At 72.3% G+C, this 25,274-nt stretch carries 19 protein-coding genes, 1 tRNA gene and 1 pseudogene; 11 read left to right on the forward strand and 10 right to left on the reverse strand.

Going from position 1 to position 25,274, the window contains the following annotated elements:
- Nucleotides 1-121: 121 nt before the first annotated feature.
- The 5 genes from ahpC to ACK586_RS22705 form a co-directional block, all read right to left on the reverse strand.
- Nucleotides 122-685 carry an alkyl hydroperoxide reductase subunit C gene (gene ahpC / locus ACK586_RS22685; protein WP_409332786.1) on the reverse strand — a complete coding sequence of 188 codons (564 nt, stop codon included), beginning with the start codon at nucleotides 683-685 and terminating at the stop codon, nucleotides 122-124.
- 150 nt (nucleotides 686-835) lie between these two features.
- Nucleotides 836-1,657 carry an alpha/beta fold hydrolase gene (locus ACK586_RS22690; protein WP_409332787.1) on the reverse strand — a complete coding sequence of 274 codons (822 nt, stop codon included), beginning with the start codon at nucleotides 1,655-1,657 and terminating at the stop codon, nucleotides 836-838.
- Between the two features lie 31 nt (nucleotides 1,658-1,688).
- Entirely contained in the window at nucleotides 1,689-3,095 is a 1,407-nt protein-coding gene (locus ACK586_RS22695; protein ID WP_409332788.1) for an MFS transporter, read from the reverse strand.
- 560 nt (nucleotides 3,096-3,655) lie between these two features.
- The gene (locus ACK586_RS22700; RefSeq protein ID WP_409332789.1) at nucleotides 3,656-4,183 is read right to left on the reverse strand and encodes a hypothetical protein; all 528 of its coding nucleotides are present in this window, start codon (nucleotides 4,181-4,183) and stop codon (nucleotides 3,656-3,658) included.
- Nucleotides 4,184-4,731: 548 nt separating this feature from the next.
- A complete protein-coding gene (locus ACK586_RS22705) occupies nucleotides 4,732-5,067 on the reverse strand; it encodes a hypothetical protein (protein WP_409332790.1) in 336 nt (111 codons plus the stop codon).
- 662 nt (nucleotides 5,068-5,729) lie between these two features.
- On the opposite strand from ACK586_RS22705, the gene ACK586_RS22710 reads away from it, so the two are divergent.
- Both ACK586_RS22710 and ACK586_RS22715 read left to right on the forward strand, forming a co-directional pair.
- Complete coding sequence (locus tag ACK586_RS22710) at nucleotides 5,730-6,863, forward strand: tyrosine-type recombinase/integrase (RefSeq protein ID WP_409332791.1); 1,134 nt, start codon at nucleotides 5,730-5,732, stop codon at nucleotides 6,861-6,863.
- A gap of 735 nt (nucleotides 6,864-7,598) precedes the next feature.
- The gene (locus ACK586_RS22715) at nucleotides 7,599-7,838 is read left to right on the forward strand and encodes a hypothetical protein (protein WP_409332792.1); all 240 of its coding nucleotides are present in this window, start codon (nucleotides 7,599-7,601) and stop codon (nucleotides 7,836-7,838) included.
- Nucleotides 7,839-7,853: 15 nt separating this feature from the next.
- Here ACK586_RS22715 and ACK586_RS22720 read toward each other — a convergent pair whose 3' ends face one another.
- Entirely contained in the window at nucleotides 7,854-8,957 is a 1,104-nt protein-coding gene (locus tag ACK586_RS22720) for a helix-turn-helix domain-containing protein (RefSeq protein ID WP_409332793.1), read from the reverse strand.
- A gap of 68 nt (nucleotides 8,958-9,025) precedes the next feature.
- Nucleotides 9,026-9,850 carry a hypothetical protein gene (locus ACK586_RS22725; RefSeq protein ID WP_409332794.1) on the reverse strand — a complete coding sequence of 275 codons (825 nt, stop codon included), beginning with the start codon at nucleotides 9,848-9,850 and terminating at the stop codon, nucleotides 9,026-9,028.
- Between the two features lie 336 nt (nucleotides 9,851-10,186).
- On the opposite strand from ACK586_RS22725, the gene ACK586_RS22730 reads away from it, so the two are divergent.
- The 5 genes from ACK586_RS22730 (at nucleotide 10,187) to ACK586_RS22750 (ending at nucleotide 16,390) form a co-directional block, all read left to right on the forward strand.
- Entirely contained in the window at nucleotides 10,187-12,229 is a 2,043-nt protein-coding gene (locus ACK586_RS22730; protein WP_409332795.1) for a DUF262 domain-containing protein, read from the forward strand.
- A gap of 182 nt (nucleotides 12,230-12,411) precedes the next feature.
- Nucleotides 12,412-12,831, forward strand: coding sequence for a hypothetical protein (locus ACK586_RS22735; RefSeq protein WP_409332796.1), 420 nt, complete (start codon nucleotides 12,412-12,414; stop codon nucleotides 12,829-12,831).
- Nucleotides 12,832-12,880: 49 nt separating this feature from the next.
- Nucleotides 12,881-14,005: a site-specific DNA-methyltransferase gene (locus tag ACK586_RS22740; protein WP_409332797.1), complete on the forward strand. Its 1,125-nt coding sequence runs from the start codon at nucleotides 12,881-12,883 to the stop codon at nucleotides 14,003-14,005.
- Nucleotides 14,006-14,525: 520 nt separating this feature from the next.
- Nucleotides 14,526-15,587, forward strand: a complete 1,062-nt coding sequence (locus tag ACK586_RS22745; RefSeq protein WP_409332798.1) for a MarR family transcriptional regulator — start codon at nucleotides 14,526-14,528, stop codon at nucleotides 15,585-15,587.
- Nucleotides 15,584-16,390 carry a hypothetical protein gene (locus ACK586_RS22750; RefSeq protein ID WP_409332799.1) on the forward strand — a complete coding sequence of 269 codons (807 nt, stop codon included), beginning with the start codon at nucleotides 15,584-15,586 and terminating at the stop codon, nucleotides 16,388-16,390. The genes ACK586_RS22745 and ACK586_RS22750 overlap by 4 nt, the downstream gene beginning before the upstream one ends.
- A gap of 190 nt (nucleotides 16,391-16,580) precedes the next feature.
- Here the strand turns inward: ACK586_RS22750 and ACK586_RS22755 are convergent, their stop codons facing one another.
- Together ACK586_RS22755 and ACK586_RS22760 are read right to left on the reverse strand one after the other, a co-directional pair.
- The gene (locus tag ACK586_RS22755; RefSeq protein WP_409332800.1) at nucleotides 16,581-17,732 is read right to left on the reverse strand and encodes a plasmid pRiA4b ORF-3 family protein; all 1,152 of its coding nucleotides are present in this window, start codon (nucleotides 17,730-17,732) and stop codon (nucleotides 16,581-16,583) included.
- Nucleotides 17,669-18,703 carry an SEC-C metal-binding domain-containing protein gene (locus tag ACK586_RS22760; protein WP_409332801.1) on the reverse strand — a complete coding sequence of 345 codons (1,035 nt, stop codon included), beginning with the start codon at nucleotides 18,701-18,703 and terminating at the stop codon, nucleotides 17,669-17,671. Before ACK586_RS22760 ends, ACK586_RS22755 begins: the two co-directional genes overlap by 64 nt.
- Before the next feature lie 272 nt (nucleotides 18,704-18,975).
- On the opposite strand from ACK586_RS22760, the pseudogene mobF reads away from it, so the two are divergent.
- A pseudogene (gene mobF, locus ACK586_RS22765) lies at nucleotides 18,976-22,608 on the forward strand (MobF family relaxase).
- A 152-nt stretch (nucleotides 22,609-22,760) separates the two neighbouring features.
- Entirely contained in the window at nucleotides 22,761-22,976 is a 216-nt protein-coding gene (locus ACK586_RS22770; protein WP_409332802.1) for a helix-turn-helix transcriptional regulator, read from the forward strand.
- A gap of 229 nt (nucleotides 22,977-23,205) precedes the next feature.
- Here ACK586_RS22770 and ACK586_RS22775 read toward each other — a convergent pair.
- Nucleotides 23,206-23,281: transfer RNA gene (locus tag ACK586_RS22775), tRNA-Lys, on the reverse strand.
- A gap of 184 nt (nucleotides 23,282-23,465) precedes the next feature.
- Between ACK586_RS22775 and ACK586_RS22780 the strand changes: the two genes are divergently transcribed.
- Together ACK586_RS22780 and ACK586_RS22785 are read left to right on the forward strand one after the other, a co-directional pair.
- Nucleotides 23,466-24,632, forward strand: a complete 1,167-nt coding sequence (locus ACK586_RS22780) for a L,D-transpeptidase (RefSeq protein ID WP_409332803.1) — start codon at nucleotides 23,466-23,468, stop codon at nucleotides 24,630-24,632.
- 102 nt (nucleotides 24,633-24,734) lie between these two features.
- Nucleotides 24,735-25,121 carry a hypothetical protein gene (locus ACK586_RS22785; RefSeq protein WP_409332804.1) on the forward strand — a complete coding sequence of 129 codons (387 nt, stop codon included), beginning with the start codon at nucleotides 24,735-24,737 and terminating at the stop codon, nucleotides 25,119-25,121.
- The last annotated feature ends 153 nt before the right edge of the window (nucleotides 25,122-25,274 follow it).

Here is a 25,274-nt window from a genome sequence, read left to right on the forward strand (position 1 = left end):
GGGGGGTCGGGGGGGGGCCCGGCGCGCGCCGGCCCCCGCCCCCCCCCCCCCCCCCCCCCCCCCCCCCCCCCCCCCCCGGGGGTCCGACGCCGCGGCGCCGGGGATGCGCGGGGAGGCGGCGTCAGATCTTGCCGACGAGGTCCAGGCTCGGGGCGAGCGTGGTGTCGCCCTCCTCCCACTTGGCCGGGCAGACCTCGTTCGGGTGCTCGCGGACGTACTGGGCGGCCTTGACCTTGCGCAGCAGCTCGGCGGCGTTGCGGCCGACGCCCTCGGAGGAGATCTCCAGGAACTGGATCACGCCGTCGGGGTCGATCAGGAAGGTGGCGCGGTCGGCCAGGCCCTGACCGGGCCGCATGACCTCGAAGTTGGTCGTGATCGTGCCGGTCGGGTCCCCGATCATCGGGTACTGGACCTTCGCGATCGTGTCCGAGGTCTCGTGCCACGCCTTGTGGGTGAAGTGGGTGTCGGTGGAGACGGAGTAGATCTCCACCCCGAGGGCGCGGAAGTCCTCGTACAGGTCGGCCAGGTCACCGAGCTCGGTCGGGCACACGAAGGTGAAGTCGGCCGGGTAGAAGAAGACGACGGACCAGCGGCCACGCAGGTCGGCGTCGGAGACGTCGACGAACGCGCCGTTGTGGAACGCGGTGGCCGCGAACGGCTTGATCTCGGTGTTGATGAGGGCCACGGGGGGATGTCTCCGCTCGTTGGGATGGTCAACCGGCTTTTCTTGAACCGTACAAGAAAGGCACGGTCTGCCACGAGTTCCGCCGCGGGGAGGTACATCACGTCGTGCCGGAGTGGCGCGACCCCCGCGGTTGTGGCAACGAGCCGCCGGTCAGCCGCCGGCGGGGGCCAGCTCGTCGACGAGCCGGGCGCAGGTCTGCGGGTCCTCCAGGACCAGGTGGTGGTGCAGCCCGGGCACCCGGACGGCGCGGACGCCGGGCAGCATCCCCGCGACCTCCGCGGCCTTGGCGTCGTCCACCACGAGGCTCTCGCCGCCGGAGAGGTAGCCGACGGGCACGGTCAGCGTCGTGGCCGCGCGCATCGTGTGCTCGTCGTAGAGGGTGGGGAACCGCTGGCCCCCGTGCTTCCAGGTCCAGCCGCCGTCGACGGCGCGCACCGAGTACTCGGCGACCGGCCGCACGAGGTGCGCCGGCGGGTCGGGCTGCGGTGGGGCGAGGCGGAAGGCGGCGACCGCCGCCTCACGGGTCGGGTAGACCTTCGGGGGCCGCGGTGGGGGCAGGGAGCGTCCGCGCAGCGTGTCCGGCACCAGGATCCCGCAGTCGAGCAGCACCAGGCCGGCGACCCGGTCGGGGTGCAGACCGCCGGCGAGGACGGCGACCCGGCCGCCGAGGCTGTGGCCGACCACCACGGGCCGGTCGGCGCCGGCCGCTGCGGCCACCGCCAGGACCTCCCGCGCCCACTGCGCGCCGGCGTACTCCGCGCGGTGCCCGCTGTCGCCGTGGCCGCTGAGGTCGAGGGTGACCACCCGCCAGCGGTCGGCGAGCAGCGGGACGACGGCGTGCCACCACACGTGGTGCGCGCCGGAGCCGTGCACGAGCACCAGGGCGCGTCCACCGCTACCGGTCACCCCGTAGCGGACGGGTGCGCCCTCGACGACGACCTCGTGCGGCAGGACGGCTGCGGGCTGGGACACGGCGGCATCGTGCCGCACGCGCCCGCCCGCCTCAGGCGTCGATCCCGTCGGGGATGCGGTCGGGGACGCGGGGGAGCGCCGGCGCCGGCGTCCGGGTGTCCTGCATGCGGACCAGCAGCAGCGCCGCGACCAGCGCGCAGGCCGCCGTCAGCAGGAAGACCAGTGCGAACGGTCCGGCCGTCGTCGCGTCGCCGGCCAGCGCGGTGAACAGGCCGATGCCGATGACCGCCCCGACCTGGAATCCGGTCTGCTGCAGGGAGGCGGCCAGGCCGACGTCGCGGGCGTCGACCGCCGCGCCCTGCGCCGCGAGCAGGCCGGGGGCGACGTGCCCGTGCGCGTAACCGCTCAGCGCGATGGCCAGGGCCACCACCACCAGCGAGGTCACCCACGCGCCCACGGCCATCGCGGCCAGCGCCGCCGCGAAGGCCGCGCACGCCACGAGGACGACGCGCCGCTCGCCGAACCGCGCACCCCACCGGCCCGCCGTCGGGGCGGCCAGCAGGATCGACAGCGCCCGGGGCACCGTGAGCAGCGAGGTGACCGCGGCGGTCAGCCCCACGACGCCCTGCAGGAACAGCGGGGTGACCACGAAGTTGCCCATGTAGCCGGCCCCGAGCAGCAGGCTGGCGCCCGTCACCACCCGGACGTTGCGCGCGCCGAGCACGCGCACCGGCAGCAGCGGCGAGGCAGCCCGACGCTCCACGCGGACCAGCGCCCAGGCGCCGAGCGGGACGGCGGCCAGGCACGCGAGAGGCAGCGGGGACCACCCCCACACGGCGAGCCGGTTCACGCCGAAGGTGAGCGCGAGCGTCGTGCCCGCCAGCAGGAGCGCGCCGGGGACGTCGAGGGAGCCGGGGGTGCGCTTCTCGTCGGCCGGCACCGCCAGCAGCGACAGGACCAGCGCGACGACGCACAGCGCGACCTGGCCGGCGAAGATCACCCGCCAGCCGACGAGGTCGACCAGCGGGCCACCGGCCACCACCCCGATGACCGCGGCCGCCGAGGTGACGGCGCCGACCCGCGCGCCGGCGCGCATCTGCCGTCCCGGCGGGCTCGCCCGGAACAGCAGGGCGACGGCGGTCGGGACGGTGGCCGCCGCGCCGGTCTGCGACAGGGTCCGCGCGGCGATGAGGCTGGTCGCGTCCCAGGCCAGGGCGCTCGCGGCGGCGAAGACGGTCGCCACGACGATGCCGGCCAGGTACACCCGGCGGTGGCCGTGCAGGTCGCCGAGCCGGCCGAACAGGGGGGTGGTGACGGCGGCGGCCAGCAGCGGGGCGGTGGTGACCCAGACGACCGTCGAGGGCAGCGTGTCGAGGTCCTCGGCGATCGGCTGCACCGCGATGGTGAGGATCGTCATCGGGAAGGCCGTGCTGAACAGGCCGAGCAGCAGGGCGGCGGTCACCCACCGCCCGCCGGGGCCTCCGCCGTGAGCACGCACGCGGCCCAGGGTCGCACGCCCGGGCAGGTCCGGGACCTGGACCCGAATGGCTTCCCGTGTGAGCGTCGACACGCTGCCGGACGCGTGGAGGAGGGGTCGTGGGGGCCGACGAGGGGATCGGCGTCCGGACGCCGGCCGACCGGCGCCGGGAGGATCAACCGCCCGCCGCTGGTGGCGGAACGAGGCGGTGCGGTGGTGGCGCCCGCCTGCGGGACCACCGGCACCGGGTCGACCGCACCGAGGGCGAGGGACCAAGGGCCCTCCCGCCGTCCGTTGCGCAGAGGGACCGTCTGCTCGGCCCAGCAGCGGCCCGAGGGAGGACGTCGATGAGCGAGCGGATCACGTGGGAGCGGTGTCCCGGCTGTGGCGACGCGGCCGCGGTCGGGTGGGCGGGGGACCGGCCGGTGGAGATCGACTGTCTGCAGGGCTGCGTGATCCCGCCGGCGAGTCTCGCCGAACTCGCGGGGCGTCCGTCGCCGAGGCCGTCGCTCCTCTGAACCGGGCCCCCCGGGCCCGCGCCGGGAGCGGGTGGGGGCGCCGACGGCGCCCCCACGCATCGGTCAGTCGTCGTCGTTGCAGATCTCTGCCTCGACCCGGCCGTCGTCGATCTCGACCTCGAGGTCGAGGACCTCGTCGGCGCTGCGCCGGAAGTCGATCTCCACCTCGTCCGGCTCCTCGTCGTCGACGCGCGCGGTCCAGCCCTCCGCCGCGCGGACCTCGCCGAGCACGAGCCGGCCGTCCTCGAACCGCACGACCGCCGTGCCGGCGTCGTAGACCGTGTAGACCCCGTCGTCGGGGACCGGGATGTCGACGCAGCTGCCGGGCTGCGGCCGCGGGGGCAGTCCCGCGGCGTCCCCACCGGCGGCGTCCCCACCGGCGGCGTCCCCACCGGCTGCGTCGTCGTCCTGCGTGCCGGTGCCGGGGGCCGGCTGCTCCGGTGACCCGGGAGCCGGCTGCGTGCCGTCGGTCGTCTGCGGCAGCTCGCCCCCTCCGCCGGTGCCGCCGCCACCGTCGTCACCGCCGCAGGCGGCGAGGACGAGCGCGGACGCTCCGATCAGCAGAGCGGTTCGGGATCGGATGATGAGCACGAGTTCTCCAACGGTCGCAGGCATGGCGCGGACACGACCCGTTGTGCCCAGCCGCTGTGAGCGGCAGCTGAGACCGCCATGAGACGGCTCTCATCTGCGCGCGGCCAGGACTGCTCCACGCTGCGGGTGGTTCCCGCACGTTGCCGGTTCTGCAGCACCGGCAACGCAGGGAGCGATCCCGGAGAGCCGCACGGTGCGGTCGGATCGTGCCGACGCGGTGGGCCGGGGCGGTGGCTCCCGCCCGCCCACAGTCGTCCTGGCCGCCACCTCCCAGCGCGGCCGGTCGTCGCCGTCCCTGGCCTGCCCTGGTCTCGCCGTCGTCGGTGCCGCCGTGTCCAGGTCGCGCCGCGCCGTGTGCGGCCTGGTCGCGGGTGGGTCCTGAGTTGCCGGGGTGGGGCCGCCGTCGCGTCAGGGGGCAGCACAGGGGCAGGGGGCAGGGATCGACCCCGGGGCAGGGGGCAGGTGCGGGGTCCGGCGACCGATCCCCCGGGACGGTCAGCGATCAGCCGCACCGTTCCGGCCCCAGGACCGCAGCCGGAAGCGATGGCCTACAGGTGCCAAGGCTTCTCTCCGAAGGGGTGGACGTGGCTCCGGGGGTGGTTGACGCAGCCGCAGACGGCCGCCTCCCCCTCGTGGTCCCGGTAGTCGCAGCACGGCACCAGGTCGGCGTCCGGCCCACCCAGTAGGACCGGCCGCCGCTCGGACAGCCGGAGAACGACGTTTCCCACGACGTACACGGAGCCCACGACCACGGCGACCAGAGCCAGGGTCTCGATGAGCTTCCACACCACGGCGACCACGGCCAGGACGGCGACCAGTCTCCACATGGCGTGGATCGTGCCCGGCTTCGCCGGGACCCGGCTGTCGCGGGGGGAGGCGGTCACCGGATCGAGGGAACCGCTGCGCGCATCGCGCGCATCAGCGAGGCGCTAGTGGACGCCGGGACCGACGCAACGCTGCCCGTGCCATGCGTGACGTGCTGGACCGCGCTGGCTTCGCCCGGATGACGCCGCACACGTTTCAGAGGCAACAGTGTGCGCAGGTGGGAAGTCCTCGAGCCGGAAGTTGCACATCAGCGCACAACGTCCCGACTCGTGCGGCTGTGTCCCAGAGGCCGCCTTCAGGGCGACGTGACGACGCTCCGTCGCGATGTAGCTGGCGACCATGTGGTGAGTCGATGGTGAGAGGTGAACACCCGACGAGAGCCCGCGAGCGAGGCGTGCTGGTCAGAGCTTGTGGGGTGCGCCATCAGGGACTCGAACCCCGAACCCGCTGATTAAGAGTCGCAATTTCGGGCCAATCCTAGTCCATTCCCAGCGCCGCGTCGTCGCTGCTCAGCGGGCTGTTCCACGCCGCTGACCTGCGGTAACGTCTGCCGCGAGGTGGTGACGAGAATGTTGGTAGCAATTGGCAGGCGTCGGCTAGAAATGGCTGGAATCGGCTCTGCTGCGGACTCCCTGCGGACAGCTGCAATTGTTCGCCCCGCTGATGGCTCCGATGGGCAGGCGGCGGCGGGCGCCTGCGGCAGCGTCGTGGGGGCCTGACGGTGGTCAGCATCGCCCGCCGGCCCAACGGGCAGTGGCGGCCCCGCTACCGCGACGCGGCGGGCAAGGAGCACGCCCGGCACTTCGACAAGAAGGCCGACGCGCAGGCGTGGTTGGACTCGGTCACCACCTCGGTGCTCACCGGCGCCTACGTCGACCCCAAGCGAACCCGGGTCACCGTCACCGAGTGGGCCGGCCAGTGGCTGGACAGCAAGGTCGACCTCAAGCCGACGACCCACCGCTGCTACGAGGTCTCGCTGCGGGTGCACATCCTGCCGACCTGGGGCCCGGTGCGGCTCGGCGACATCACCCACCAGGGCGTCGCCGCCTGGGTGGCCCAGCTCTCGCGCTCCGGCAAGAGTCCCTCGACCGTGCGCCACGCCCACCGGGTGCTGTCGCTGATCCTGGGCCTGGCGGTGCGCGACGGCCGGCTGGCCCGCAACCCGGCGGTCGGCGTGCCGCTACCGCGCAGGGTGCGCGGCGAGCAGATCTTCCTCACCTACGCTCAGGTCGACGACCTGGCCGCGGCCGCCGGCCGGGATCGGCTCGCCATCCTGTTCCTGGCCTACACCGGCGTGCGCTACGGCGAGATGGCGGCCCTGCGGGTGCGCAACCTCAACCTGCTGCGCCGCCGCGCGCTGATCGCCGAGGCGGTCGCCGACGTCAACGGCCGCGCGGTGTTCGGCACGCCGAAAACCCACCAGCGCCGGCAGGTTCCCATTCCGCGGTTCCTGGCCGAGGAGCTCGCCGTCCACGTCGCGGACAAGCTGCCCGGCGACTTCGTCTTCGCCGCGGAGAAGGGCGGCGTGCTGCACCTGCGCAACTTCCGCCGGATGAGCTTCGACCCCGCCGTCCGCGCCGCGGGCCTGGACGGGCTCACCCCGCACGCGCTGCGGCACACCGCCGCCTCGCTGGCCATCGCCAGCGGCGCGAACGTCAAGGTGGTACAGACCATGCTCGGCCACCAGTCGGCGACGATGACCCTGGACCTGTACGGCCATCTGCTGAACGACCAGCTCGACGAGGTCGCCGACGCGATGGACGCGGCGCGTGCCGCCGAGGCATCGACGCGTCGCCCGTCAGCGACCGTGGCGGCGCTGCCCACCGGTCGCTCGGCCGGCGGCCCGGCGGGATGACGCCCACCAGCGGGCATCGCGACGCCCGGCCGCTTCCCACCCCCGACCAGGATGCCGGCTGCCTTGGTCGCCGGAAGGGCGCTCCGCGTCGCTTCGCGATGGGCCTGCGGCCCACCCTTCCCCCGACCTGCGCCAGCCGGCGGGAGGCGGGTTGTGGGATGCGGTCAGGAGGGCGGGACGCCACCCCGGGGTCCGCAGGAAAAGTCCGGCCGCGGGCATTCCTCCAGCCGGTCGTGCACTCCCGGAGCGGGACATCGTGTCCAGGTGGCTGTGGACGACGAACGAGTCGTCCACAGCCTTACCGACGAAGCGATCCGGCGGCACCGAGAAGGCCCACTGTCATGCCATGGCACGTCCACCGCTGCACGGGGCGACCGGCTCCGCGCTGCCACCCCGGCGGTGCAGCCGAACGGCCGGTTCCGAACGCCGTGAAATCCGCCCGGCCCGAGAGGACACCCGATGAACGACGCCATCGACAGCTCTCGGAACGGGGCCACGCGCGGCCCGTGGATGACACCTGCCCGGGCGCGGTAACTGGCCGTCGCGGCAGGCGACCTGTACCACCAGCTTCGCGAGGCCGATCTGGCACGCGCCGCCGACCCCGATCCGGCCCGGCGGCGCGCCGGCTGGCGGCTGGACGTCGCCGCCGGAGGTCTGCACAGCGCCACCGACGAGCTGCTCGACACCGCCGACGAACTCATCCGACTGGCCGCCCGGCGGGCTGACGCCTGCTCGGTGTCCTGGGGCGCCTGCCCCGAGCACGGCGCGACGCTGCGGTCCACCGCGGGGCGTTGCTGGTGCACCGCCCCCGGCTGCCTCCGCCGGTGGTTCCACGACCGACTTGCCGAGCCGTGCGCCGAGCCGGTCACCCACCGCGTCATCGACGCCGATGGCGACCGGCTCGACCTTTGCGACGGTCACGCCATCGACGCCCGCACCCGCATCATCGGCGCCACGGTGAGCCCGCTGTGGTGACCGGTCACCAGAGGGTCAGAGCAGATGCAGTTCCGGTCGGGTGTCGGGCTGTCCGAGTAGCTCCCGAAGTCGCGGCAGGGTGATCTTCAGTTCGTCGGCGAGCTTCGGCAGGGTCAGGCCGTGTTCCTCAGCCACGGCGAAGGCCTTGCCGAGCAGGGTGGGCAGCTCGCCGGGGTAGCCAGTCACCGGTTCTCGGGCAAACAGGCCGAGGTGGCGCAGCTGGTTGAGGCGCTGGAAGGCACGCCGGTAAGTGGCATCGGAGATCGTGCCGATCTCGTGGCAGCGGTAGACGAGGGTTTCGACGGCTACTCCCCAGGTCTGGCCAAGCCGCTCGAGGGCCTGCAGGTCAAGGCGGGTTGGCAACTGGGGGACGATCGCGGCGCGTGGCGTCAGCAGTTCGGCAGCGAACCGATCGGCCTCCTTCTCCTGCACAGGATCACCGGGAGCAGTGTCGCCGTGCAGCATGAGATGGCCGAGCTCGTGGGCTGCGGTGAAGCGGTGCCTGTAGACGTCCGTGGAACGGTCCGGTGTGAGCATGACCACCGGGCGCGGCAGGTGCGAGGTGGAGAAGGCGTCGATCGTCTTGCTCACGGCCTTGGCGAACGGGAGGTACGTGACGATCAGCCCGTGGCGCTCCATGGTGTGCACGAGGTGCGGGATGGGCCGGTCGCCGAGCTGCCACTGCCGGCGTAGCTCTGCGGCTGCAGCCGCAGGGTCGGCGGCGTAGTCGCCGGGATGGACCTCGCCGCCGGCGAACCCGGGCAAGTCCACGGCGGGCAGCTGCACCCGCACCTCCAGGGCGTGCGCTAGCTCCCAGACCTGCTCGGTGAACGCGATCGCCTTGGCGCGCAGCGCGGCCGGGGTGGAACGCAGGCTGCGGAAGTGAGCGTTGGCGGCATCCAGTCGGACGTAGCGGCGTCCGGCGGCGAAGAAGGACGGTGGAACCTCCAGCAGGTCTGCCAGCCGCCTGATGTGGTCGGGGCGTGGTGCGGTTGCTCCGGACTCCCACTGCCCGACCGCCGCTGGGGACACCCCGATCTGGTCGGCGATCGCCCGCTTGGTCCGCTCCGCCAGATAGCGGGCCTGCCGCAGCCGACCGGGGTCGAAGGCGGCTGCCACCGAGGTGAGCACCTCCCCCTCGATCAGCGGTAGGCCCTCCCCGGGCACAGGGTGGAGACGGCGCCGACTCACGGCCGGTCGTCTCCGGTGCCAGTCTCACCGGGCTTCTGGCCGGTCTCTTGCTGCGGTTCACCGGCCAGCGGGTTGCGAGGCTGCAGACCGAAGTCCTCGTCGAGTGGAGCATCGTCGAACCGCGGCTTTCGCTGTGCAGCAGGGGAGGTGCTTGCCGCGTCGGGTGCCGCTCGTAGCCCAGCGGAGGGCGCCCCGGATTGGCGGTCATCGCTAACGCGGCCAGCGGCCAGCAGTGCCGTCAGCGGTTCCCACCACCGCCAGGTCACCGTTCCGTCGTCGCCGATGAGCTCGGCATCGCCCCACCCGAGGTCGAGGATGCCGGCCGGGTTGCTGGCGTAGCCGATGGTGACCACCCGGTGGAAGCTGCGCAGCTCGGCGGCCAAGGCCTCCTCCTCGGCCAACTGCGCCTCCAGGTCCTCGTCCTCCACGGCCGCGTGGTCCAGGCTCAGCTGGCCTCCTCCCACAATGTCGCCGGCGAGGAGGTCGCGTCGGATGCCCGACGGCTGCATCCGGGCTTCCTCCCGCTGGGATTGACTGTCAGTGGCGTACCGCCAAGGAAACAGAACTACGTTGGTGGCCGGAATCCTGACCAGGTCGAACGACGCACCCCGAGGGTGAACGACCTCGGCGCCGGGAATGGCGCCATCTCGCACCTGGGCCACCAGGCACTCGTGCTGTCGGTTCTTCAGCGTGTGCCCATACGGGTCCCGCTTGCGCGTGCCGCTGACTGCCTGGGCCGCGACGGCGTCCCCATGGGCCTCCGCGATCGCGGCCACCACGGCCTTCTGCAGCGAGCCAACGGCGTCACCGAAGCGCTCCACGGCCCATCCAGACGGGGTCACAACAACACCTCCACTTCACCTACCAGCAACAGGCGTCGCTGCAACTTCAGTTCTACACGACCCATGCGCAGGTTGGGGGATTGGAGCTGCGTGTCGGGTCAGTGCACTCTGGCGCTCGGTCTGGAACCGCCCCTACACGGCCTGCCCGGGCGTCCCTGGCAGCTGGCTTCGAGGTCGCCAGCAGCAGGCTCCAACGTTGCCGTGCCCTGCCGGATGGGTGGACGGGCCGACCCGTGCCCTGTGCGGCAGGATCACCGAGAACACGGTGGCCAGCATCGAACGCTGTCTTGAGCCTGTCGATCGGGGGAGTTCAGCATGCCGTTCCAGACGCCCATCACGATCGCGACGGCGCTGGAGCGGATGCACCGGCACGAGTACGTGCTGCCGGCCATTCAGCGCGAGTTCGTGTGGGGCGCCGACCGCATCTGCACGCTCTTCGACAGCCTGATGCGCGGTTACCCGGTGGGTTCGCTGCTGTTCTGGAAGGTCGACGGCGACACCGTCGGATCGCTGACCTTCTACGACTTTGTGCGCACCTACCATCAGCGCAACTCGCCGCACTGCCCCGTGCTTGACGTGGAGAAGGGGAAGTCGGTCACCGCGATCCTCGATGGGCAGCAGCGGCTCACCGCGCTCAACATCGGGCTGCGGGGCTCGCACGCCGAGAAGCTGCCGCGGCTGCGGGCGAGCAACCCGGCCGCGTATCCGGTCAAGAAGCTGTACCTCGACCTGCTCGCTCCGCCGGCCGATGCCGAGATGGACCTCGCATACCGCTTCCGCTTCCTGTCCCCGTCGGAGGTGGCAGCCTCGGATGACGGCGAGTGGTGGTTCGAGGTGTCCCGGATTCGCGCGATGACCGGCGGGCAGGACGTCTTCTCGTTCGTCGCGACTGAGCAGCTGCCGCCGGCCGCCGGTCAGATGCTGTTCAAGTTGTACGAGGTCGTCCACGTCCAGCCCACGATCAACTACTTCGAGGAGTCGGCGCAGGAGCTGGAGAAGGTGCTGCGCATTTTCATCCGGGTCAACAGCAAGGCGGTGGCGCTCAGCTACAGCGACCTGCTGCTGAGCGTGGCCACCGCCCAGTGGCGGGAGCGGGATGCGCGCGAGGTCATCCACCAGCTCGTCGACGACCTCAACGAGACCGGAGAGGGCTTCGCGTTCAGCAAGGACCTCGTGCTCAAGGCCGGGTTGGTGCTGCTGGGCAAGGGGGACATCCGCTTCAACGTCGCCAACTTCGATCGGCAGACCATGCTCGAGATGGAGGAGGCCTGGGACGGCATCGATCGTTCCCTGCGCCTGGCGGCTCTCACGCTGAGCTTCTTCGGCTTCTCGTCGACCACGTTGCAGGCCGACAGCGTGCTCATCCCCGTGGCCCACTACCTGCACCTTCGGAACCTGGACGAGAGCTACTTGTCGTCGGCGCAACACGCGGCGGACCGCGAGGAGATGCGCACCTGGCTCATGCGCTCCCTCGTGCAGAGCGGGATCTGGGGCAGCGGTCTCGACACGCTGCTGAGCGGGTTGCGCGGCGTCCTGGACGTCGAGGCGCGCGGTGGCTTCCCGCGCCAGGCGCTGGAGCGCGAGATGGCCAGGCAGGGCAAGTCACTGCGCTTCGACACTGCCCAGATCGAGGACCTGCTCGACACCCGCTACGGCACTCGGGCCTATCCACTGCTCGCCCTCCTGTACCCCGGCGTCGATGTGCGGGGGACCTTCCACATCGACCACGTCTTTCCCAAGAGCAGGTTCACCGCCGCCCGTCTCCGGGGGGCCGGCATCGAGGCCGACGAGGTGGACACGCTGATCGATCGGGCGAACCGGCTGGCGAACCTGCAGCTGCTCGAGGGAGCCGAGAACGTCGACAAGCGGGCAAAGCTGCCGAAGGCGTGGATGACGGAGGCATACCCCAACCCCGAGGCGCGGGCGGGCTACGTCAGCCGCAACGACCTGGGCGACGTTCCGGAGGCTGTCACCGGTTTCGCCGAGTTCTACGAACAGCGCAGGTCCCGCATGCGCGACCGCTTGGTGGCACTGCTGGATGCTAGGCCCACCGATCCCGACGCGGCACCGGTTCCCCGCCCGGTCGAACACGACGTCGTGGCGCCTCGCAGGGCCGGCAGTGGGCGGCGGGACATCGGTGCGCACATCGCGTCCGCCTTCGAGGGGCTGCCCGACGGTGCCTTCCTGACCGTCCGCGAGATCCGGGCGCACCGTAGCGATGAGTACGGCGACGAGTTCCCCTCGGCCGGGGCGATCAGCGCCCGGCTGTTCCCGTCGAGCGGCCGGTGCACGGTGCCGGGCGTCGAGCCCGGTGCGGACGAGCGCGGGGTCCGGGGTGCCCGCCGCCGGTCAGCCTGACCTCTCCCGAGTGGCGAGCAAGGCTGAGGCGACCACCCGGTCGTACTCGTCGAGCGGGAGGTCGAGCGCGTGGCGGACGCGCAGCCGCACCGCCATCAGTCCCACGGCGTCCTCCGCGGGTCGAGGTCGTCGCCGTCCTCGACGTCGTTCACCGCGCGCTGCACGCCCATGGTGAGCCAGCGGTGCGCCGTGCGGAGGTCGCCGATCGACGCGTAGTTCTCGCCGATGAGCAGGTAGACGTCGCCGTCGATCGGTCGCTCGCGGCGCAGCTCGTCGGCCAGGTCGCGGGCGGCGTCGAGGTCGCCGGCCCGCAGCAGGCCGCCGTGCAGGTAGCAGCGGACGTCGGGCGGTACGTCCTGCCCGGCCTCGACAGCGCGGTGGAAGCAGTCCAGTGCTTCGCGGTGGTCGCCGGCCGCGGTCAGGTGCTCGCCGGCGCTGACGAGCAGCAGGGCCGAGGAGACATCCGCCGTTGGCGCGTCGGGCTCCTCGGTCCAGGCGGTGAGCCGCTGCGCGTGGCGCGGCGCTCCTCCGGCGTCCGGGCTCGCGCGTACAGCTCCTCGATGTCGTCCGCGGTCCGTGGTCTGCGCACCTGGTCACCGTAAGAGGCGCGCGCGGGTCGTGGCACCGGGGCGCGGAACGCTGTGGGGGAGGATGGCGTACGGCGAGGAGAGGGGGCCGCGCACGATGGGTGCGATCCGGCTGGAGTGGGACGGCAAGACCGCGGAGGTGCCGCGGCTGTGGCTACCGCTGCAGACCGTCGAGACGGTCAACAGCCCGAGGGCCGACCGCGGGACGCTGTTCGAGTCCAGCGGGGACGACGGCGGGAACGGCTGGCGCAACCGGCTCATCTGGGGCGACAACCTGCACGTGCTCGCCTCGCTGGCCGACGAGCTGGCCGGGCAGGTCGACCTGGTCTACATCGACCCCCCGTTCGACTCCCGGCAGGACTACAAGGTGCGGATCGCGGTCGGCGACGGCGGCGCCGCGGCCGACCAGGACCTTGCCAAGCTTTCGTCGGTCATCGAGGAGAAGGCCTATCGCGACACCTGGGGCAAGGGCGTCGACAGCTACCTGCAAATGCTCTACCAGCGACTGGTGCTGATCCGGGAGCTGCTCAGCGACCGTGGCTCGCTGTTCCTGCACCTAGCCCCGAACGTCAGCCACCTCGCCCGGGTGCTGCTCGATGAGATCTTCGGCCCCGACAACTTTCGCGCCGAGATCATCTGGCAGCGGACGACGGCGCACGCGGACACCAAGGACTTCGGCACCATCCATGACTCGATCCTGTGCTTCTCGAAGTCGGAGAACCACATATGGAATCCGCAGTTCCGGCCTTACGACCAAAAGTACTTAGGGGATAAGTACCGCTACAAGGATGCAGATGGACGCATTCATCGGCGCAGCGATCTTATGGCGGCCGGAACTCGTCGGGGTTCGTCGGGGATGCCTTGGCGTGGTATAGATCCGACGCCGAAGGGGATGCACTGGAAGTTCGGAATTGAGCGACTCGACGAGTTGGACATGGAGGGTCGCATCTATTGGCCTGCGAAGGAAGGCGGCGTCCCGCAGTACAAGCGATATCTCGACGAGATGCAAGGTCAGACGGTAGGTGATGTATTCGTCAGCAGGGAGGCCGGGCCATCCTCGACCTGGAGCCACTTGTTGACCTTGCCCGGGTCGCCGAGCATGGCGTGGCTGATCCCCTCGGTCTTGGTCTTCATCAGTCCGCCGGCGTCCTTGAGCCGTTTCGCCGACTCGGGCGTCAACTTCAGGTAGAGCGCCGACTGCTCTGCGATGTCGGAAGCAGTCTTCGCGGCCTCTCCCGATGCCTTTAGCACCGTTGTGAGCTTGCTCAGCTCCAGCTCACCAGCGCTCGACAGGAGGCCTGCATGCTCGAGGAACCGTTCGACAGCTGACCGCTCACCGGCTACCACGAGACCATCGCCATCGCTGACCAGTTCGATTTCGCCTGTCACTCCATCTCCTTGCCCCGGTAGAAGGTATCCGGGCTCGTCGTCGAGACATGGCTCGGCACGGATCGGCCTCGTCGCGTAGCCGGCATCGATCGGGCCAATAGTGCAGCAAGCTGCTGCCCTCACTTCGATCTTCACGACGGTCATCGCGCCCCGGGCCCGCACCCTCGCCTGGCCGGTGCCGCAGCCCGAGTCTCGGGATGCACAGCGGCGCGGCGGCTACCGCGCTGACCGATGGTCTGGGAAGGATGGGTGGGCACGCCGCCATAGGAGTCGGCTGCGAGCCCCCGCATGCTATAAGCGTTATCAGGAAGGAGCTGGTAATGCTTATACCTACGGATGCCTGGGCGGCACTCCTCCAGTCCGGGGTCACCGTCCGGCCGACGGGGCCGGCCGAGGTGGAACTCGTGGCCGCCGAGGGGAGTGCGGTGGCCGTCACCGCGGTCGTGGAACGCCGGCCCACGGCGCTGTCGCCCAGCCATGTCCGCAACCACTTGGTGCACGGTTCGCCGGCGCGGGGGGCGCTGCTGCTGGTGGTCCCCTCGGCCAGTCCGGCTGCCCTGGACGCGGCCACCGCGGCCGGCATCTCGGTATTGGTGGCCGACCCGACCGGCACGTCTGCGGTCACCGGACGGATCGTGCTGCCCGACCGGACCGTCGAACTGGGCGCCGACCTATCGCGCCCGGACGCGGGGCAGCCGTCGAGCCGACCCGGTCGGCGACCGTGGGGCACGCTTACCGTCGTCCGCCGGCTGCTCACCGCCGGCCCGGCCACCCAGGTCGACCTGGGACGGTCGGCCGCGGTGTCCCAAGCGCGGGTGTCCCAGGCGCTGTCGGGGCTCGTCGCCGACGGACTCGTGCGGCGCACGGCCGACGCCGGCCGGTCCCGCTGGGCCCCCGCGGACTGGGACGCGCTGGTCGACTGGTGGCTGGCGAACTACCCGGGCCCCGGCGGCATCCCCACGTACTGGTACGGACTGGCGGCCGTTCCCGAGCAGGCCCGGGCAGCCGTTGCGGCTCTGAGCGCCGTCGGCATGCCGGCCGCGGTCTCCGGCGACGTCGCCGCCGACCTGCTCGCGCCCTGGCGGCGACCCGGCCGGGCCGTCGTCTACGCCGATCCGTCCGGCCGACCCGTGCACGACGAGCTGACCGTGGCCGGGTTGACGCCGTCGGGTGCCGGGGAGGCCACCCTCGAGCTGATCGTGCCGGCCGATCCCGGTGTTTGGCCTGCGCCAGGAACGACCGCCGAGGCCGACCTGCCGCTGGCCGATCCCCTCCAGCTGCTCTGGGACGTGGCCCGCGCCCCGGGTGCGGACGTCGACCAGGCCGTCACCGCTCTGCGGCGGGTGCTGAAGGCCCGGGCGGCGGCCGCCGCGTCGCGGTGACCGGCGGGGGATCGCAGCTGATCCTGGCGTCGGTCGGCCGCGCCAGCGATGCGGCGTTCCTCGCCGCGGCGGACCTGGCCGCGATCGCCGCCGAGCTTGACGTGCCCTACCGGCTCGTCGGCGGCAACGCCGTCACCCTGCTCGTCGCCGTGCACGGCGTTGGTGGACTGGTGCCGGCCCGCGAGACCGCCGACGCGGACTTCGGCGCGGAATACCCGGTGGTCGCCGACCCGCGGCTGCTCGCCGCGCTGCGTGAGCGCGGGTACCGGCAGCAGTCCGGCAACCGTTTCCTCCGCACGCACACGCTGCCATCGACCACCGGACGCGCAGCGCCGATCTGGGATCTCGTCATCGACGTGCTGGCCCCGTCCTACGTCGGCCGTCTTCAGCCCAACCAGCCGCACGGCGAACTGGTCGTCGACGAGGTGCCCGGCCTGAACCTGGCGCTGGCCCGCGACGGCACCCCCGTCACCGTCGAGGTGACCCTCACCTCCGGTCACACCGTGATCACGACCTTGATGCTGCCGGACGTCGTCTCCGCCATCTGCTTAAAGGCCTACGCTTACGCCGGGCGCTTCACCGAGCGCGACGCCGTCGATCTGTGGCGCCTCCTGGAGGCGGCGTACGCCGCTGGCATCACGGCCGCCAACTGGCCGACCGGGCCCACGGCCGCCGAGGCGGCGGCCGTGCTGCGCCGGCACTTCGGCCGTCCCGGCAGTCCCGGCCTGGTCCGCGCGACAAACAGCATGCGCGACCGCACCCGTATTGCCGCCCTCGTAGCCCACGTCATCGGTCCACCCTGAACCGAAGGGCCTTCTTCGGCGGCTAGCCGATGCACAGTGTGACCTGGACATTTCACGTCAGCCGGGCCTCGGCGTGACATCCGGCTGTGCGATTTCACGCCCACCACCACTCGGTCCCCAAGACCGGTCCCGCCGGATGCGGGATTACCCTGCTTCGAAGCCGGCCTGCTCCCCTGTTGGGAACAACCCTTCAGACGAGGTCGGCCAGAAGGGTTGCGCCGGGCAGCAGGGAGTGGGCCGACGGTCCGGCGGTCCACGCCAACCGAGTGGTGGCGAGCAGGTCCAGCGCCGCCAGCTGGTTCTCCAGGCGGTACAGCTCGCGGTCGACGTCGGCGACCGTGATCGGGTCGTTCCCGCGCCGCCAACCGTGGCCGAGCAGTGAGAACACCTTGGCGGCCAGATCGCCGGTCGTCAGCGGTCCCCGCGCGGCGACCAGAGCCACCGCGCGCTCGGCGACCATCGTCGAGAACCCTCGCGGCGGGAACCAGGTCCGCAGCCGGCGGACCGTCTCGACTTCGTCGTCGGCTGCCTTGGTCGGGCGGAGCACGCCGCGGCTCAGCCGCAGCAGGCCGACGTGGCGCAGGATGTCGTGCAGCGCGGCAAGCGGGAGCAGGTCCTCCTCGATCGACGCCGGCCGGCCCAGCAGATACCAGTCCGGGCGATGCTGCTGGACGGCGCGCACGACCACCCGCGGCAGTCGCCCACCCGGGGTCAGCTTGACGCCGTCGGCCAGTAGGCCGAGCAGCAGCCGGACGCTCTCCGGGACCTCGCCCACCGCGTTCCGCACCCGCCGGTCGGTCGCCTGCCGGTCGAATGCGTGCAGCCGGTCGCCGACCCAGTCACGCATCGCCTGGTGTTCCGGGTGTCGCGGATCGGCCAGCGACGCCAGCAGCTCGGCGTAGCCATGCGGGCCGCCGCAGTCCTCCGGCGGGCAGGTGCCCTCGCCGTCGACGCAGCCCGGGGCGTCTTCGCCGGAACCGAGCACCTCGACGTCGTGGGTCCACCCGTCACCGAAGTCGTAGAGGTAGTCGAAGCGCGGGGGAAGCGCGGACAGCCGCACGCCCTGCTCGTCGGTGTCGCTTCCGTCGTCCCAGCCCTCGCTCGCGATCGAGTAGACGGCCGAGTCGGTGCGGTACTGGTGCAGGTGCAAGTCGGTCCAGCCCAAGGCGACTTGCAGCACGTCGTGCAGCTCGTCGAGGGTGATTGCGGTCGGAACGTCGATCACCCGCTGCACCTTCGGTTCGACCTCGCGCAGGGTCACTCGCAGCCGGGTAGTCCTCACCGCGCCCCGTCCGGGTCCGGCACACCGCAGCACTTCTTGTACTTGCGCCCGGAGCCGCACCAGCAGGGCTCGTTGCGGGCGGGCGGCCAGGTGACGACCCGCGACGAGTCGGCACACAGGTCGGCGGCGTAACGGGCGCGCAGATCCGCCGGATCGCCGTCCTCGCGGTTCTCCTTGCGCCACGCCGTGTACTCCGCCCAACGAATCGGCGCGATGCGGATCGCGGTCATCCCGGCCTCCGACCGTGCGCGCAGCCGTCCCTCCATCCGGCGGCAGTAGGTCGCATGGCCGACGAGGCCGCCACTTTCGTCGCGGACAATCGAAGCGTCGGCGATGTCGGGCCAGTGCTGCTCCAGGTGCGGGTACTCGTCGGCGGGCAGCCACGCCCAGGCCACCGGCGGCTGATCGCCTCGGCCGCGCGCAATTTGCGTCGGCGCGTGGGCCAGGCCCGGTCGGGGTGCTGGCGTGGGCGCCACGGGCCGGGGCTCGGCGGTCTGCAGCCAGTCCGGTGCCCGGCCCAGCGCGGTCAGACTGTCTGCCCGCAGATCCCGCAGCTGGTCCACCAGTCGCTCCGGGTCCCCGGTGCGCACCGCCAGCTCCAAGCCCTTCGTCAGCCACGCCAGCGCGATTTCATGCTCGCCGATCGCCCCGTACTCCAGCCCGGCGTTGTTGTAGAGCCACACGTCGTCCGGCGTATCGCGGGCGACCTCGTCCCAGATCGCCGCTGCCTCCGCTAGCCGCCCGTGGCGGGTCAGGATCTCGGCTCGCCGGCAGCGTGGATCCGGTTTGCTCTCGTAGCCCTGGTCGGCCAGCACGTCCGCATGCCTCAGCGCGTCCTCCACCCGGCCCAGCTGGTCGTAGGCCTCGGCGAGCTCGTCATGCAGCTCCAGAGCGTCGAGGTACCCACCGGCGGCCGGGTCGGCCTCGCAGACCGCGAGCGCCCGCTCCAGCACCCGCGCGTACGTCTCCGGCGGGCCGGCCGCCGCCTCTCTGAGCTCGCGGTAGACACGGTCCGCCTCGTCCACATGCACGGGACCATCATCGCGGATCCGGCGTCGCGAACAGGGCCCGGCCTTGGCCCTACCTCCGTCTACATCACCGGCAACGCTCATCAACAATTTCCGACAGCAATGGCTGCCGCGCTCCCCGATATGGCTCAAAAGAACTTCCGAAGGCCCTGCAAGAACGACGGCACGTATGCTATCAAGATAGAGAGATCGGGCCCCGCTTCGCGGGGCCCATTGGCATTTCTAGGGGTGACGCGTTGGACGTTGTTGGGTGGCGTTGATAAGTGCAGGGAGGAATGAAGGTCTACTCCGGCTCGCCGTCGGCCGCTCCGTGCTACGTGGAGGCCGACCGGGGCCGGGCGGACGACTACTACCTCACCGAGGGAACCGGGCTCGCCTGACGGTTCACCGCCACCGACGGCCGAGTGGCCGAACTGGGCCCGCTGACCGGCGAGGCCTACGAGACGTGGGTCGCCGGGCGGGACCCGGAGTCCGGTCAGCCGCGGGGACGACTGCGTTCCGATGCGCATGCAGTGCGGTTCGTGGAGGTCGTGGTCAACGGTCCCAAGACATGGTCACTGGCGGCGGCTCTGCACCCGGACGTCGCCGCGGCGTACCAGGCCGCACAGGACCGAGCGGCGGAGCAGATCGTCGCCTGGCTGTCCGAGCACGCGACCACCCGGGTCGGGCCGGCCGGCGGTCAGGTGCAGGTGCCGGTGGAGGTCCTGGAGGCGGCGACTGTGCGGCACTTCACCTCCCGCAAGAACGACCCGCACTGGCATCTGCACCTGCAGTTCCTGTCCCGGGTGTTCGCCACCGGGAAATGGCGGGGCCTGCACACCGTCGGCATCCGGGATTCCCTGAATGCCATCAACGGGATCGGGCACGCGGCGATGGCCTGCGATAAGGAATTGAACGCCGCGTTCGCCGCGCACGGCTACACGAAGGACGCTACTGGAGAAATACTGGAGCTCGCCGAGTACGTGGGTCCGTTCAGTGCGCGGCATGCGCAGATCGCGCGAAATGTAGACCGCTACGAACGGGAATGGATTGCCGCGCACCCCGGCGAAACCCCCGGTCCTGCTCTGCGCCGCGTCTGGGACGCCCGTGCCTGGGCCGAGGACCGCCCGGACAAGGCCACCCCCCAGCCTGGTGCAGACGTCGGCGAGCGCTGGCGGACCGACCTTGCCGAACTCGGCTTCCGCGCCCCCGCGAGGCCCGTCGTGCTGGCGCCCACCCCGGTCGGGGCCATGGATCGGGACGCGCTCGCGGCACGAGTGCTGACCCGGCTGGCCGCCGCCCGTTCGGCTTGGAACGCCGCCGACGTGCGCGGGGAGGCGGAGCGGCTGATCGCCGCGGCAGGAGTCGTCGTCGAGGTGGCGGTGCGCATCGAGCTGGCCGAGGACCTCACCGCTCGCGCCATGGCCCAGTGCGTGCCGCTCCTCCAGCGGGACGCGGTACCTGAGCACATCCGGGCCTGGACCTCCGCACCGGTCCTTGCGGTGGAGGCCGACCTGACCGCCCGGTTGACCGCGCGGCACGGCACCGGGGCACCTGACACCGGCGTGACACACCCGCGGTCCGACCTGACACCGCCGGTCGAGCTTGCGACGGAGGCCGGGCGGCTGGACCCGGGACAGGCCGAGGCGGTCGCCGCGCTCGCCGGCGACCGGCCGCTGGTCGTGGTCGAGGGCGCCGCCGGCGCGGGCAAGACCACCACGCTGGCCGCCACCCGCGATGCGCTCGAGGAACAAGGCCGGCGGCTCCGAGTGGTCACCCCGATGCTGAAGGCCGCCAAGATCGCGCGGGCCGAGGTCGGTACGGCCGCGGGATCCGCGGCCCAGCTCGCCTTCGAGTACGGCTGGCGGTGGGACGATGACGGACGCTGGACCCGCCTCACCATCGGCGCGGTCGACCCGGCCACCGGCCGCGGTTACTCCGGTCCCGGTGAGGGCGCGCGGCTGCGGCGCGGCGACCTGCTGGTCTGCGACGAGGCGGGCATGCTCGACCAGGACACCGCCCGCGCCCTGCTGACCGTCGCCGACGAGTGCCGGGTGCGCGTCGCGCTGCTCGGCGACCGGCACCAGCTTGCCGCTGTGGGCCGCGGCGGCGTGCTCGACCTCGCCGTCGGCCGGGTCGACGCCGACGCCCATCAGACCCTGCAGGGGCTGCATCGCTTCACCCGCACCGGCCCCGACGGCCGCACCGTGCCCGATGTCGGCTACGCCGACCTGACGCTCGCAATGCGCGCCGGGGACGAACCCGGGAAGGTGTTCGACGCGCTCCTCGAACGGGGCCAGATCCGGCTGCACCCCGATCCGGACGCGCTGCGGGAGGCGCTGGCTGCTACAGCTGCGGCGTCGTACGCCGCGGGCCAGCGGCCGGCGGTGGTCGCCGACACCCGCGAGCAGGTCGCCGAACTCAACGCCGCCATCCGCGACCGTCTGGTGGCCGCCGGCCGGGTCGACGACGTGCACGCGTTCGTCACCGCGTCGGGGGAGCGGGTCGGCGTCGGGGACCGGATCGTCACCCGCCGCAACGACCCCGACCTCGACGTGGCCAATCGCGACACCTGGGTCGTCGCCGTCGTGGGCTCGCGGGGCGACCTCCTTGTCACCCCGGACGATGTCAGCCCGGCCGGGGGTGTGCGTGCATCTGTCACCCCGGCCTCGGGTCGGCGGGTGCTGCCCGCCGACTACGTCACCGCGCATGTGGAGCTCGCGTACGCGAGCACGGCGTACGGCGCGCAGGGCGACACGGCGACTGCCGCCCATGTCGTGGTCGGGGAGCACACCGGGGCGGCGTCGGCCTACGTGGGGATGACCCGCGGCCGCACCGCGAACACCGCCCACCTCGTCGCCGGCGATGTCAACGATGCGCGGGACCAGTGGATCGCGGTGTTCGCCCGCGACCGTGCCGACCTTGGCCCCGCCCACGCCTCCCGGCGGGCAGCGGCCGAGGCGGCCCGTTACGCCGCACCGCGGCCGCTGGACGACCTCCTCGCCGAGCTGCGCGCCGCGTGGACCGAGCAGCAGCGCTGTGCCGACTTGCTCACCCGCCAGCAGCTGCAACGCGAAGCCCTCCGCGCGACCGTCGCCCGGCACGCCGAAAGCACCCAGCGGCTCTCCTGCATGGCGGTCATTTCCGCGCAGGCCGCGACCGACGCCGCTACCGCTCGGCAGCGGGCCGAGGCCAGCGGCTCCCGCATCGCCGCCGACGCCGACCGGATCCGCGACGTCCTCCTCAACCGGTGGAACGCCGAGCGGGAGGCCGCCCGGCAGGCAGCCCGGGTGGTCCTCGACGGCTCCGGCCGGCTGGGGCTGCGCCGCGGCGCAGTGGTCCGCGCCGGCGAGCAGCTCACCGGCTGGCACGCCACCTGGGCACGGCACCTGGGCCTGCCCGCCGACACCGCCCGGCTGGTCCGGGTCGCCGCCAGGCCCGATGACCCGGACACCGTCCGGGCGGCGCTGGACGCCGCGGCTCGCCGCGCCGCCGAAGCCGCTCACCCCGAGCACGCGGCACTGACCGCCACCGCCGAGGCTGCCGGTCGGACCCACCACACCGCCCAGCGCGAGCTGGACTGGGCCCGGTACGACCACGACAACCGCTACCCAACGCCGGGCCAGGATGACTTCGCCCAACGGTTGGCCGACGCTGAGCGGTCGCTGGCCGCCACCCGCCAGCAGCTAACCGACGTCCGGGCGCGCATCGCCACGCTGCAGACCGAACCGGTCCTGCTCGCGCAGCCGCCCGAGCGCCTCCAGCAGGAGTGCGCGGCCTGGCGCGCCGGCCGCGACGCCATCCCAAGCGCGGCCCAGACGACTCCGCAGCCGATGGCCGGGGCCAACCCGAGCGTGCACCATCCGCGCCCGGACCATCTGCGCTACCTCACCTCACACCGCACCCCCGGCCAGGGCATCGGGCGCTGATCGGCGGCAGCCCGGCTGGAGGCCAACAGGAGACTTACCGGAGAGAAACAGCAGGTCGGACCAGAAGCTGGTCGATGGGTGTCAGCAATGGCGTGGGACGGACGCCTTCTATCGGTGTCGGACCATCCACGTGACCTGCCAGGGAGGCAGCCATGCCCGACCACACCGTCGGCCACGAGACCGACCTGCTCACCATCGTCGAGGCCGCCGAAGTGCTGCGCACACCCGTCGGCACGCTTCGGTACTGGCGGCACTGCAATACCGGTCCCCGCAGCTTCCGTCTCGGCCGCCGCGTCCTCTACCGCCGCGACGACCTCATTGCCTGGATCGCCGCGCAACGCAAGCGCGCAGTGGCAAGCGACGCGTGAGCCAGCGGGCAAGGGGCCGACCCAGGTCTGGGGCCCGTCGCGGAGCGACCTCCACGTGCGATGGATCACCGGATGACGCGCCGGCGGGTGGCCCGGAGCAGGCGCCCCACGGGAGCACTGAACGCCATTCCTCGCGGATTCTTGCGGACTGTTTGCGGACAGCTGGCCGGCCGGAGCCCCGAATGATCTTGTCCTGTCGAACGAACCCGCTGGTCAGCGGGCTGTTGTGTGGTGCGCCATCAGGGACTCGAACCCCGAACCCGCTGATTAAGAGTCAGCTGCTCTGCCAATTGAGCTAATGGCGCGTGCCGTCCGGTCGCCCGGGCAACGAGGGGAAACGATACCAGCGCCGTGCCGGTCGCTGCCGGGGGGACCACGAGCGCCGGCGCCACCGCCCTGTCGCTGCGCCGTGGCACCCTGGCTCCGGCGGCCGCGGGGGCGGGCCGCGGGGACGGAAGAGGAGCCGACCGGGTGCGACGGACAGCCGCTGTGGCCATCGCGGGAGCGTTGCTCCTGCTCGCGGGGTGCCAGGACGACGCGGACTCCGGCGGGTCCTCCGCCGCGCCGTCGTCGCAGGCCGGCCCTGCCGAGGTGGTGCTGAGCGTCCCCGACGGCAGCGTTGACGTCTCACCCGTCGTCCCCTTGGAGATCTCCGTCACCGACGGCGAGCTCGGCGAGGTCGCCCTGACCGACGAGGCCGGCGTCCCGGTTCCGGGCAGCGTCGCGGACTCGCCGGCCGACCCGGACGTCGACGTCTGGACGCCGGAGGTCGAGCTGGCCTACGGCGCCACCTACACGCTCACCGCGAGCGCCGCAGGCTCCGGCGCGCAGACCGTCGAGGCGTCGTCCACCTTCACCACGGTGACGCCCGCGGAGGTGTCCACGCCGAGCATCGGGCCGCTCGACGGCCAGACCGTGGGCGTCGGGATGCCGATCCGGGTCTACTTCGACCAGCCGGTCGCCGACCGGGCCGCCGTCGAGCGGCACCTGCTGGTGGAGACCTCGAACCCGACCGACGGCATCTGGAGCTGGCTGAGCGACACCGAGGTGCACTTCCGGCCCTCCACGTACTGGCCGGCCCACACCGACGTCACGCTGGACGCCGACCTGTACGGCGTCTCCTTCGGCGACGGCGTCTGGGGCGAGAAGGACCGCACGGTCTCCTTCCGCGTCGGCGACGAGCACGTGTCGATCGCCGACGCCGGGACGCACACCATGCAGGTCTTCGAGAACGGCCGGCTGGTGCAGACCTACCCGATCAGCGCCGGCAGCGACGACAACCCCAGCCACAACGGCGTGCACGTGGTCACCGGGCTCGACCGCAACCGGGTCATGGACTCGAGCACCTACGGCGTCCCCGTCGACAGCCCCGGCGGCTACCGGACACCGGTGGAGTACGCCGTCCGCATCTCGAACAACGGCGAGTTCGTGCACGCGGCGCCCTGGTCGGTGGCGGAGCAGGGCAACGCCAACGTCTCGCACGGCTGCATCAACATGTCGACCGAGCGGGCCGCCTGGTTCTTCGACTTCTCCCAGCCCGGCGACATCGTCGAGATCAGGAACTCGATCGGGCCGCCGCTGGGCCCGGCCGACGGCGACATCTACGACTGGACGCTCTCCTGGGACGAGTGGCGGGCCGGGAGCGCGCTGCAGTAGTGCGCGGGCCGGCCCGCCGGCGGGAGGAGCGAGCCGCCCGCGGTTATCCCGCCGGGAGTGCGGGCATCTCCACGTCCTCGCTGCTCCTGGAGGAGGAACCTCGTGGACACCTGGGTCATCGTGCTGATCGTCGTGGTCGCCGTGCTGCTGCTGGCCGCGCTGGCGCTGGCGCTGGCCAAGCGCAACCGCATCGGGGCGACCCGCAAGAGGGAGCAGGCGCGCGAGCACCTGCAGGAGGCGCAGCTGCGCGGCGTGCAGGCCGAGCGCGAGCAGGCGCTGGCCGAGGAGCAGGCCGCCCGGGCCCGCCGCGAGCGCGCCGAGGTGGAGGAGCGCACCCGGCTGGCCGAGCAGGAGGCCGCCCAGCGCGCCGCCTCGGCGAACGAGCACGCCACGGCCGCCCAGGAGCTGCGGGCGAAGGCCGAGAAGCTGGCTCCCGACCTCACCACCGACCGGCCGGCCCACCCCGAGGGCGGCGCCACCCGCCGATGACTCCGGCGCCCCTCGCCGGTCTCAACCCGGCGAGGGGGGGGGGGGGGCCCCCCCCCCCCCCGGGGGGGGGGGCGCCCCCCGACGCCCTGGGACGGCTGTGACCTGCGGGGCTGCGCATCCCCCGCGCACCCCCTGCGGACCCCCCACAGTGGC

Source organism: Trujillonella humicola (assembly GCF_046233715.1).
Taxonomy (GTDB): domain Bacteria; phylum Actinomycetota; class Actinomycetes; order Mycobacteriales; family Geodermatophilaceae; genus Trujillonella; species Trujillonella humicola.

Coding starts and splice junctions, on each gene's coding strand:
- ACK586_RS22730 (WP_409332795.1), top strand. CDS start 10,187: ATGCCGTTCCAGACGCCCATCACGATCGCGACGGCGCTGGAGCGGATG.
- ACK586_RS22740 (WP_409332797.1), top strand. CDS start 12,881: ATGGCGTACGGCGAGGAGAGGGGGCCGCGCACGATGGGTGCGATCCGG.
- ACK586_RS22745 (WP_409332798.1), top strand. CDS start 14,526: ATGCTTATACCTACGGATGCCTGGGCGGCACTCCTCCAGTCCGGGGTC.
- ACK586_RS22770 (WP_409332802.1), top strand. CDS start 22,761: ATGCCCGACCACACCGTCGGCCACGAGACCGACCTGCTCACCATCGTC.